Source organism: Mucilaginibacter rubeus, assembly GCF_003286415.2.
GTDB classification, from domain to species: domain Bacteria; phylum Bacteroidota; class Bacteroidia; order Sphingobacteriales; family Sphingobacteriaceae; genus Mucilaginibacter; species Mucilaginibacter rubeus_A.
Window position 1 is genome coordinate 4,503,702 of sequence record NZ_CP043450.1, and the last position, 11,446, is coordinate 4,515,147.

General features: G+C 45.1%; 9 protein-coding genes. 2 read left to right on the top strand and 7 right to left on the bottom strand.

Going from position 1 to position 11,446, the window contains the following annotated elements; genetic code table 11:
- Positions 1-6: 6 nt before the first annotated feature.
- The 4 genes from DEO27_RS17635 to DEO27_RS17650 all read right to left on the bottom strand — a co-directional run bounded on the left by DEO27_RS17635 (position 7) and on the right by DEO27_RS17650 (position 5,619).
- On the bottom strand, positions 7-522 hold the full coding sequence (locus DEO27_RS17635) for a GNAT family N-acetyltransferase (RefSeq protein ID WP_112567523.1): 516 nt from the start codon (positions 520-522) through the stop codon (positions 7-9).
- Positions 523-890: 368 nt separating this feature from the next.
- A complete protein-coding gene (locus DEO27_RS17640; protein ID WP_112567521.1) occupies positions 891-1,616 on the bottom strand; it encodes an SDR family oxidoreductase in 726 nt (241 codons plus the stop codon).
- Between the two features lie 51 nt (positions 1,617-1,667).
- Positions 1,668-2,573, bottom strand: a complete 906-nt coding sequence (locus DEO27_RS17645) for a helix-turn-helix domain-containing protein (RefSeq protein ID WP_112567519.1) — start codon at positions 2,571-2,573, stop codon at positions 1,668-1,670.
- Between the two features lie 628 nt (positions 2,574-3,201).
- Entirely contained in the window at positions 3,202-5,619 is a 2,418-nt protein-coding gene (locus DEO27_RS17650) for an ABC transporter permease (protein WP_112567517.1), read from the bottom strand.
- Positions 5,620-6,252: 633 nt separating this feature from the next.
- Here DEO27_RS17650 and DEO27_RS17655 point away from each other — a divergent pair.
- Positions 6,253-7,029, top strand: a complete 777-nt coding sequence (locus DEO27_RS17655) for a DUF6348 family protein (protein WP_112567515.1) — start codon at positions 6,253-6,255, stop codon at positions 7,027-7,029.
- A gap of 461 nt (positions 7,030-7,490) precedes the next feature.
- A complete protein-coding gene (locus DEO27_RS17660) occupies positions 7,491-8,048 on the top strand; it encodes an STM3941 family protein (protein ID WP_112567512.1) in 558 nt (185 codons plus the stop codon).
- A 2-nt stretch (positions 8,049-8,050) separates the two neighbouring features.
- Here the strand turns inward: DEO27_RS17660 and DEO27_RS17665 are convergent, their stop codons facing one another.
- The 3 genes from DEO27_RS17665 to DEO27_RS17675 form a co-directional block, all read right to left on the bottom strand.
- Complete coding sequence (locus DEO27_RS17665; RefSeq protein WP_112567510.1) at positions 8,051-8,242, bottom strand: hypothetical protein; 192 nt, start codon at positions 8,240-8,242, stop codon at positions 8,051-8,053.
- 106 nt (positions 8,243-8,348) lie between these two features.
- On the bottom strand, positions 8,349-10,631 hold the full coding sequence (gene glgB, locus DEO27_RS17670; RefSeq protein WP_112567508.1) for a 1,4-alpha-glucan branching protein GlgB: 2,283 nt from the start codon (positions 10,629-10,631) through the stop codon (positions 8,349-8,351).
- 441 nt (positions 10,632-11,072) lie between these two features.
- Complete coding sequence (locus DEO27_RS17675) at positions 11,073-11,378, bottom strand: GIY-YIG nuclease family protein (RefSeq protein ID WP_317132967.1); 306 nt, start codon at positions 11,376-11,378, stop codon at positions 11,073-11,075.
- Positions 11,379-11,446: the final 68 nt, after the last annotated feature.

Consider the following 11,446-nt stretch of genomic DNA (forward strand, 5'->3'; position numbering starts at 1 on the left):
ATCTGCTTACCGGTTTAACGTTAAATCGTATCGGCGTTCAATCAGCTCCTTGCCAAAAGCGTTGGAGGGCTTTTCATCGCTAAGCTTAAAGCCGTACCTGGTGTACAAAGCAATTGCCGAATGTTGTTCTTCGGTTGTCCAGAGGTAGGCCTTGGTGTAGCCTCCCTGCTTCATGAAATCCAGAAATTCCTGCATCAGCTTTTTTCCCAAACCAATGCCGCGGTATTGGGGCAAAAAAATAAAATACCTAAACTGCAAAACATCACCTCCGCGGTGTTGCGCAACCAGGAAACCAATGATCCTGTTTTCATGCTCACAGATCCAAACTTTATCTTTTGCGGTATCGTATTCAAGAGCAAAGTCTTTTAAACCCTGAAGTACGTAAGCTTCAAAATCGAGCCCGTAGCCGCATTCTTTCGCGTACAAATCGCCATGAACGTGTGCAATGTAGCCCAAATCGCCGGGGAGCAGTTTATTTCTGATTTTTATAGAAGCCAGATCTGGTTTTAATATCGTATCCATAATGTGTGCTGCAATATTTATATCAACAAATATAAAGTTATTTGGTTGACTTTGTCAACTAAATAACAACACACCAATGTAAATTTGAGCCTAACGTCTGGTTGTGTTTAAAAGATGTTTGACACAGCGTGACGGACGGGGCATCGTCAACACGTCATTGCGTGGTGAGTACAGGGGGAGGGTGCATAGCCGCTCGGCTTCTCCAACTCGTCATTGCGAGGCACGAAGCAATCGCGAACTGTACAGGGCGGATTTGCATAGCCGCTCTACTTCCGTGCGATTGCTTCGTACCTCGCAATGACGGCGGGGTGAAGCTTCTTACTTCCTGACTCTTAAATCTTGATTCCTGACTTCTTGACTCTCAAATCTTACCACGGGCTTTCGCCATAATCACTGAAGAATTTACCTGTAGGGCCATCGGTGCCTATCATGGCGTATTTAACTATTGGTGCCGCGCCGTCTTCTACCGGTTTGGGGCCGCGGTTGCCGTTAAACTCGGTATTGGTGTAGCCGGGGTTTACCATGTTTACTTTAACCTGGTCTTTAAGGTCATAGGCCAGGGCAACGGTATAAGCGTTAAGCGCTGTTTTTGACGGCCCATACGCTGCAGATTTAATTTCATAATGCTCCCATTCAGGATCGTTATGGTAGGTTAACGAACCCAGATCGGATGTTACGTTCACAATGCGTGGGTTTGGCGATTTTTTAACCAGATCGATAAAGATACGCACCGTGCGGATCACGCCGAAAAAGTTTACTTCAAAAACCTCTTTCATGGTATCATCGCTTACGGTATCTGCCTTTTGCGGAAATGAACCGGGGATGCCGGCGTTATTGATCAGCACATCCAGATGATTGATCTTAGCTGCCAGCTCATCATGAGCTTTTTGTACCGATGCCTCGCTGGTAACATCTATCAGCAATAGTTCAACATCGTTTATCCCTTCGGCTTTAAGCTGCTCAACAGCCTTTTGGCCCCTATCCTGATCACGACTGCCCAGGTAAATGTAGTAACCGGCCTTAGCCAGCTGACGGGCACTTTCCAACCCGATACCCTTGTTGGCACCGGTTATTAATACTGTTTGTTTTTCCATAACACAAAGCTATGGAGGGCAGCTATTTATACCGCTGCACATAGCAGGGCATTAACTGTACATTTCCCGGATTTGCATTCTGTAAGCTATGGGTGTGGTACTGGTGAGGCGTTTAAAAAAGCGGTTAAAGTACGCCGAATCCTCAAAGCCAAGCTCATCGGCAATTTGCTTTACCGATAGCCCGGTGTGCAGCAGGCGGCGTTTGGCTTCAACAATAAGCCTGTCGTGAATGTGGGTGATGGCCGTTTTGCCGCTTTGCTGTTTAATAACATCAGTTAGGTGACCGGGCGTTAGGTTCAACTGTTCTGCATAGGCGGCAACATCGTGCTGGGTGGCATAATGCTCGCCAATAAGCGCCTGAAAGCTTTTAAGCAGGCAATAGTTTAAAGTAACGCAGGTTTCGTTATACTGCTCGCTGTACAGCCTGCTCAGGTATATCACCAGTACCCGCAACCACGAGGTAAGCATTTGGTTGCGCCAGGTGCCATCGGCATTAAACTCAACCAGCATTTTGCGCATGGTGTCTTCAATAAAAACCAGGTCGGCAGGGTTAAGCTTTATTTCGTGAGCAGCAGCCGGGTTTTGAATAATGGGGAGCTGCTTGAGTATGCGGTTATCTTCCAACTGCAAAAACTCGTCGGTAAAGCTCATCATCAGGCCCTCAGTAGGGCCCGCGTGCTCTTTAAGGTGTACCTGTTGCGGTACGGTAAAATAAAAGGTATCGGGCTTTACAGTATAGGGTACAAAATCTATCCAGTGGCGGTTAGCTCCGCTTTTAATCAGTACAAACAGGTAATAATCCTTACGGTGAGGTTGCAGAAAGGCAGGGTCGAGCTTAAACTCGCCACATTGCCCGCCAGCCTCGCGCACATCAATCATGGTGTTGCCCTGCCCATCTTTTTGTTGCAGGGCAAAGGTTGGAATTACAGTTTTTTCGGGTGCAGTTAAAACAGGCATAAAGCAAATAACGCAATTAGTTAATACTGTGTAAACAGCCAACCAACAGCCAATTGTAAATGTTTGGTTTTAATATCAACCAACCGCCACCACGTCATTGCGAGGCACGAAGCAATCGCGAACTGTACAGGGAGATGGTGCATAGCCGCTCTGCTTCCGTGCGATTGCTTCGTACCTCGCAATGACGGCGTGGTGAAAAATATGGGCGTTACCTCCGGCCCGGGCTATCCGCTCATACGCCTGCAGGCCTTAACCACAGGCCGGTATCCGCTTCTATCCCTAACGCAAAATTGTCTGAGCCTGAATTCATGGAATTAATGAACTTACAGAATGCTTGGCAAATTCAATAAATTCCAATAATTCGTTTAATTCGAGTTCAGACAAAAAGACCTGCATGTCCTTAGGTTCTTTTTGGGTATTGGACACAAGGGAACGGACGGACACCCCAATAAAACCCGTCATTGCGAGGCACGAAGCAATCGCGAACTGTACAGGGCGGATTTGCTTAGCCGCTCTGCCTCCGTGCGATTGCTTCGTACCTCGCAATGACGTGGTGGTGAAGGGATTGCTTCCTGACTCTTGATTCCTGCCTCTTAAATCCTGACCTCTTGACTCTTGACTTCCCTCCCTACTCCGTTTTCAAACTCTTTACCGGGTTCATTAAGGCTGCTTTTACGCTCAGGAATGATACCGTTGCAAAGGCTACCAGCAGTACCAGGAAAAATGGAATAACAAACAGGAAAGGGTTAATATCCATCCTGAAGGCGTAGGTTTGCAACCATTGGTGAATGGCATACCAGCCTATAGGTGCCGATATTACAAAGGAAACCACTACCAGCAGGGCAAAATCTTTATACAGCAAGCCCAAAATACTATTTACCGAAGCACCCAGCACCTTGCGGATACCTATCTCCTTAGTGCGCTGCACAATGGTGTACGATACCAGGCCGAACAAGCCTAAACAAGCCACAAAAATGGCTATGCCGGTAAATACGCCAAACACCTGCCCAAAGCGCTGGTCGGTTTGGTATTGCTTGTTAAAAAACTGATCTAAAAAGAAATAATCAAACTGATCGCCGGGGAAAAAGGCAGCCCAGGTTTTCTTTAAGTCGGCAATGGTTTGTGGCATATTGGTGGTGCTCACCTTTACCGACACCGGCCCCCGCACATCCGGGATACAACGGAAGATCATGGAATCGTAAGCATCATGTAACGATTGCTGGTGGAAGTTGTCGGCTACGCCTATTATCTCATAAACCTGTCCCCAAAAGTCAATGCGTTTGCCCAGGGCGTCGGCAGGCTTGCTAAAGCCTAATTGCTCCACCCCTTTTTTGGTAAATACCACCTTGTGCGGCTCATCGCCAAACGCTTTTGAAAACTTACGACCGGCAATCAGTTTAATATTGTAAGCGTTGAGGTAATCATAATCGGCACCAATAATGCGGTATTGCTTGCTGGTACTTTGATCAGAGCCTACAAGTTTGATCCCGCCGGCATTCCAGCCAACCGGCTGACCGGGGATTGAGGTTGATACCGTTACGCTTTTAACGGCACTTTGCGCCAGGCATTCGTGCTTGAATGAGCTCATGCTGCGGTAAAACGAATCTACCTTAGTTAGCGGCGCTTTGATAACAATAGTCTGATCTATCCTTACCCCTAACTTTTGGCTCTGCATATATTTAAGCTGCTTGAACACGGTAAGTGAGCCTATCAGCAAAAATATAGATGCCGCAAACTGGAACACCACCATACCCTTACGCAACACTACTCCGCCCGGAGATGCCAGGATCTTGCCCTTCATTATTTCAACCGGTCTGAAGGCCGATAGCACCAGTGCCGGATAAAAACCACTGAAGAATGAGCCCAGCACAAATATGCCTAACACCGCCAGCCAGAAAGCCGGTTTGGCAAACAACGTAAAGCCCATCTGCATACCCGAAATACTGGCAAATGCAGGCAGGCAGGCCATAATGATGAGCAACGCAAGCCCTATAGCCATGGCATTAAGCATCATGGCTTCCAACATAAACTGGGCAATGAGCTGCGCTTTTGCCGAGCCCAGGGTTTTACGTACGCCAACCTCTTTAGCCCGACCAATGCCACGGGCAGTAGCCAGGTTAATATAATTGATCCAGGCAATAACAATCACAAAAATGGCGATACCCAACAGCAGGTACACCGATTTGCCATCGCCATTGGGCTGAAACTCCAGCATGCGGTTAGAGTACAGGTGGATATCCTTAACCGGCTGCAGCGTGTAAACGCCACCCTCGCCCGAACCCGGATACTTATCATAAGCCTTTTTTACAATCGGGATAAACTTAGCCTCCAGCTTACGTGGATCAACACCAGGCTTTAGCAGCAGGTAAGTTGTACAGCCGTCGTTTAGCCAGGCATTATCAATGTTATAATCTTTATTAGGCGGATTTTCTTTCAGCAGCGTAGCATATGATTGCATGATATCAAAATTCATGTGCGTATTGGCAGGCATGTTATTCATCACGCCCGTAATTTTAAGCGGCTTATCTGTATTGATGTACAGGGTTTGGCCAACCGGGTTTACGCCATGAAAAAGCTTATCGGCAATTTGTTGGGTAATTACCGCTGTGTTTGGCTCTTTTAGTGCTGTGTTTGGGTCGCCGTTTAATAGCGGGAAGCTGAACGTTTTGAAAAAGGCATCGCTTACGTAGTACACATTCTGGATCACCATTTTCTGCTCCTTGTGGGTAGCAATGGTTTGCCCCGCCCCTACAATTTTTACGTACTCCTCAATTTCCGGGAGTTCGGTTTTAAAGGCGTTGCCCGGGGCAAAAGCACCACCTGCCCATTGGGTACTTAACTTACCGTTGTTGTACCTATCCTGGTTAATGCGGAATACACGATCTTTTTTAACATGGAAATTGTCATAACTCAGTTCAAAGCTAACGTATTGCAATATGAGCAGGCATGCAGCCATACCAATGGCCAATCCTACTATATTGATAGCCGAGAAGGCTTTATTTTTAGATAGGTTTCTGAAAGCAACCAGCAGGTAATTTTTAAGCATAATTGTAACGGTTTATGCCTGAAAGTCAGCCAATTGCATGCCTTAATTTTAATTTATTGAATATCAATTATTTACATCAAAATACAATCTACGAAACTGTTCGTTTTCGAACAGTGATTGTGCGGTATTGGGTTAGTTTGATTTCGGATTTCGGATGTTCGATTTCGGATTTATTATTTTTCTCTGGCGCAAGTATGACAGGCGGGCCTAAAGCGGAGGCTACTTGTGCCTTAAGCAATAAAAAAAAAGCGTCATCCCAATGACGTGGTAGTGAAGGATATGGGCGTTCCCGTCAGCTGACGGGCGGGCTATTCGCTCATACTGCACAGGCCTTAATCACAAGGCCGGTATCCGCTCCTATCCCTAACGCAAAATTGTCTGAACCTTGATTTTTACGATTCACAGGATTAATGGATTTTAACACACAGGAAAAGAAAATCCTGTTCATCCAAAAAATCCATCACAAATCCCGGTTCAGACAAAAAGATATGTATGGCCGCCATGGTCTAAAAGTGCAGTGACACAGTGTTACGGACGGACGGGCATCATCACTTCATAGGTTGTATCAATTATATTATCTTTATGAAACTTATTCACAGCTTATAACTAAACCGGAAATTACAAAAAGCTACCATGGGGCTATTCGACCTTTTTAAGAAAAAACCGACAGAACCAATCCAACCAACTGCGCAAACCCAGCAAGAAAAGCCTGCTATGCAGCAAAGTGAATACAATGGTTATCTTACAGAAGCACTTGAAAGCCGGTTACTCAATATGGGTTATCAGATCGAGCGGCACCCGCAATATCTTGCATTAATAGTTGATTCGGAAATAGAAATTGCCGCTGCGATTGTTGATATTCACGGTGCTCACCCCTTTATTATGCAGGTTAACGTCTTAACAATACATCCTGTATACTTTCCAAAAGGGATATATGAATGTCTTGTTGGTTTTGGCGAAACGATTGATAAAAGGATAAATTCGGCGTTAGATAACTATCTTGATAGTACATTTTCGCCAATAATGGCGGGCTTTTCAGATACACATGATCCGGATGTTGATTTGCTAATAACAACAAACAACCGGGAGGTACTTTGGCATCCTAAATTAGGCGACTTGATGGTACAGGGACAATGGGAAGAAATGCCGGATGGAAAATGTCTTTTTGAAATTTTAAGGGAGAAAATTAAACCTCTTTTAACCGATAATAAATTCAACTGGCTAAAAATTTACATCTCCAAAAACGCCGACGGCGCTATAATTGGTGAGTGCGTTTTTAACAACCAGCTCTTGAATGATGCGCTTGATGACATTACCCAACTTGCCGAAGCCTGGATAATGAAGGGCGAGTTTAAGGCTTTAAAGCAGTTTATTATGTTCAGAAGCTGTGATGCTTATGATAACATCTAAAGACGACTTGGACACAGGTAGACGGACGGACGACATACAGGGCATGTTGATCACATAAGGTATTGATACGAAATCACAAGCTAAAATAAAATGTCATTTCGAATGAGCAGCGAGGGAGAACGGGCCCTGGGGCGAATGAGAAATCTTATACGCCATGCATGTGCTAAACAAGGCGTATAAGATTTCTCCTCACCCTCCTACACATTCCCATAGCCGTTCGTTCGAAATGACAATTTGTTTTGCTGATCAAAGAGGAATAGACTCACTCACTTTCTGGCGCAGGTCTTGAGCGATTGCCTGTGGATGGATAACTTGTGACTATGGAGGATTTGCTATCCCATTAAGCCAAAACCGCAATAAAAGAGCTAATGTAATTGTTTATAAACCATTGATAATAAACTGCAACTGTATTATCTTGGTGTCAATTAGGCCAATCTCAACACAAACAACCTAACTCAATCATGACAACAAATGCCCCTATCGAAATTCCCTTAAGTAAAAGCAAAATAATAAAAGGCCTTTTGGGGTCGACGGCTTTCGTGGCCATTGGGCTTTGGTTATTGATTCGTCAGCCGCATATTGGCAATCCTGTTTTTGACAACGCTTTGGTTAAATATGGCGCCTCTATCGCTTCTATTATCTTTTTTGGGTTTGCTGCCTTTTTCTTCCTGAAAAAACTGGGCGATAAAAAACCGGGGATGATTATTAATAACGATGGCCTATATGATAACTCAAGTGCTGCAGCAATTGGTTTAATTCCATGGGACGATATTATCGGCGTCAGTGTTTCCAGCGTAATGAACCAGCAATTTTTGATTATCTGCCTAAAAAATCCCGAGCAATATATAGCGGCGCAAACAAACCTAATTAAGAAGAAAAGCTTTGGCTTTAATTATAAAAACTACGGATCGCCTATCGCAATTTCGGCCAATACCCTTCAATGCAACCTGTATGAGCTAAAAGCCCAGATCGAAGATAAAATAGCAAAGCAAAAATCGGGGGAAGTTTCAGCGGAGTAAAATCACATCAACTCATTATCCTTTTTAACATGATATGCCTTGTACGACAGGTAAAACAAAGCCAAAGCGGGCAATGCGCCAAGGATTATCCCTACCGTGTTGGGCGTAGGATACGTAGTAACAATTTGAACAATAAGCAGTATGGTAGCTACTATGCCGCCTATCAGATAAAGATATTTGAATTTGGGGTTCATTATTATTTATACACTTAACAACATCGCTCTGAACTTGTTCACCTGGAAATAACAGCCTTACGAAGTTTTAAAAACTTCGTAAGGCTTGAGAATAACAAGGATATCGCTATTTCTTCAATTCGTATTTGGCAGGTACATCGGGCGACAACTTAAACACCACTGCTGCCAATGGCGGTATCGTGATCTTGATTGACTGCGCTTTTCCATGCCATTTAACAGGTTCGGTACTTAGCGCGTCGTAGTTGATGATGCCGCTGCCCCAGTATTTCTCCTGGTCGGAGTTAAATATTTCCTTCCATTTACCTGCCGCAGGTACGCCTATGCGGTAATCCCTGCGGATAACCGGCGTCATGTTCAGCACAATCATCAGGTCGTTTTTACTGTCATGCCCCTTACGGCGGTATACCAGTATCGAATCGTTGGCATTGCCGCCATCAACCCATTCAAAACCATCAAAAGCAAATGCTTTTTCGTACAATGCAGGTTCATCGCGGTACAGGTGGTTAAGCGCCTTAACCGTTTCGCTAATACCCCGGTGGTTTGGATACTGCAGCACATGCCATTGTAACGAGCGGCTGAAATCCCATTCATCTCCCTGACCAAACTCGGCACCCATAAACAACAGCTTGGTACCCGGATGGGTAAACATGTAGCTGTACATCAAACGCAGGTTGGCAAATTGCCTCCACTCATCGCCCGGCATTTTGCGCAGCATACTGCCTTTACCATAAACTACCTCGTCGTGCGAGAATGGCAGCATAAAGTTTTCGGTAAAGGCGTATATCGTGCTAAAAGTAATTTCGTTATGGTGATACTTCCGGTGTATCGGATCCTCTTTAAAGTAGCCAATGGTATCGTGCATCCAGCCCATCATCCACTTCATCCCAAAACCCAATCCGCCCAAATAAACCGGGCGACTAACGCCTGTAAACGAAGTTGACTCTTCGGCAATGGTTTGTGCCGATGGGAAATGGCTGTACACCGCCTCATTAAATTCCTTCAGGAATGATATGGCTTCAAGGTTTTCGTTACCGCCATACATGTTGGCTTCCCACTCGCCATGCTTGCGGGAGTAGTCGAGGTACAGCATTGATGCTACCGCATCTACACGCAAGCCATCGGCGTGGTACCTATCGAGCCAAAACAGGGCGTTACTGATCAGGAATGCCCTAACCTCGTTACGACCGTAGTTAAATATGTATGATTTCCAATCGGGGTGGAAACCTTTTCTTGAATCAGCATGCTCATAAAGGTGCGTACCGTCAAACCTGTATAACGCGTGAATATCTCCCGGAAAATGCGACGGCACCCAATCCAGTATCACGCCAATACCAGCTTTGTGAAACTCTTCAATCAGGTACATCAATTCCTGTGGCGTACCATAGCGCGATGCAGCTGCAAAGTAGCCACTCACCTGGTAGCCCCAGCTTGGGTAATACGGGTGCTCCATTATCGGCATAAACTCCACGTGCGTAAAGCCCATTTCCTTAACGTAAGGCACCATTTTTTCGGCAAGTTGTGTATAGGTCAAAAACTCATCGGGGCTTTCCCAGTTGCGTGCCCACGAGCCTAAATGCACCTCATAAACCGAATAAGGTTTATCCAGCCCGTTATGCTCCTGGCGGTTTTTCATCCAGTCCTGGTCTTTCCACTCGTAATAGGTATCAGCAACTATTGATGCTGTACGCGGCGGCAGTTCCCAGCGCAAAGCAAAGGGATCGCTTTTTTCCAGGTCTTCGCCGCTTGATGAATTAATAAAATATTTATAGGTTTCGCCCACACCAATATTAGGTATAAAACCTTCCCAAATCCCCGACGAATCCCAACGGGCATTCAAACTGTGCGAACCACGGTTCCAGCCGTTGAAATTACCTATTACCGATACATATTGCGCGTTTGGAGCCCAAACTGCAAAATAAGTACCAACAACACCCTGGTATTCCACCACATGCGAACCCAGTTTTTCATACAGCTTATAATGCTTTCCCGACTTAAATAAACTGATGTCAAAATCGGTAAAACGACTATATGCTTCAACAGCTTTAAGCTTTACAGGCTGCTGTACGGGAGTGGTTTCTGCAGGTTTCTCAGCTTTAACTGCTTTGGCTTTTGCCGGTGTAGGAGCTTTTTTGACAGCAGCAGGCTTTTCGGCAGCAACGGTTTTTGCTTTAGCTGTTGCAGCAGGCTTTTCGGTGGCAACGGTTTTTGCTTTAGCTGTTGCAGCTGGTTTTTCGGCGGCAACGGCTTTAGTTTTAGCTGCTTTTTTAGGCTCCGGACTTCCTGTTTCAGGCGTTACTTTATCGGCTTTGACCTTAGTGACGGCTTTTGTCTCCTTTACGGGTTTTGCTTCCGGTAAGGGATTTTCGGTTTGAGTTGTTTTTTTGGCCATGATATAGATAACCTGTTAGGGTGTTAATAGATAACCCAAATCACAGGAATGAGTTTGGTTTATATGCAATCAAATATAACAGGATTAATATATTATGCAGGGTTTTGGAGATTTATTTTTGGATAACCTGCTTCTAATCTTCGCCCCGTCATTGCGAGGCACGAAGCAATCGCGAACTGTACAGGGAGATTTGCTCGGCCACTCTCCGCCTCCATCCAGAAAGCATAGTGACACGGTGTTACGGACGGACGACAATCTTCACCACCAAACCGTCATTGCGAGGAACGAAGCAATCCCCGACTTACAGGGTGATTTGCTCGACCACTGTCCACCGCCGTCCAAAAAGCATAGTGACACAGGTTTACGGACGGACGGCAATCTTCTCCACCACGTCATTGTGAGGCACGAAGCAATCCCCGACTTACAGAGTGACCAGGTAGGTTATTCATTTAACAAACCATCATATAGATCCTTCCACTCGGGATTCAATTGATTAACCAGATCGGTTTTCATTTGCCTGCTTCCACCCTTTATCGCTTTTTCTGCCGCTATTGCTTCTTCAATATGAGAATAGAAAATGTAATACACCAGTTTACTACAATTGTATTTAGCAGTGAAACTTTGCGGATAAGTTTTATTTTTATGATCCCAGATCCTGCCGACAATATCTGATGTTACTCCGGTATATAATACTGAATGCGTTTTGTTTGTGACGATATAAACACAGCCACCGCGATGCATAACCATAATACAATAATAGGAATATTAGAGATTTTTTTATGATGGCTCTGCATATTAGGGATTGCTTCGTACCT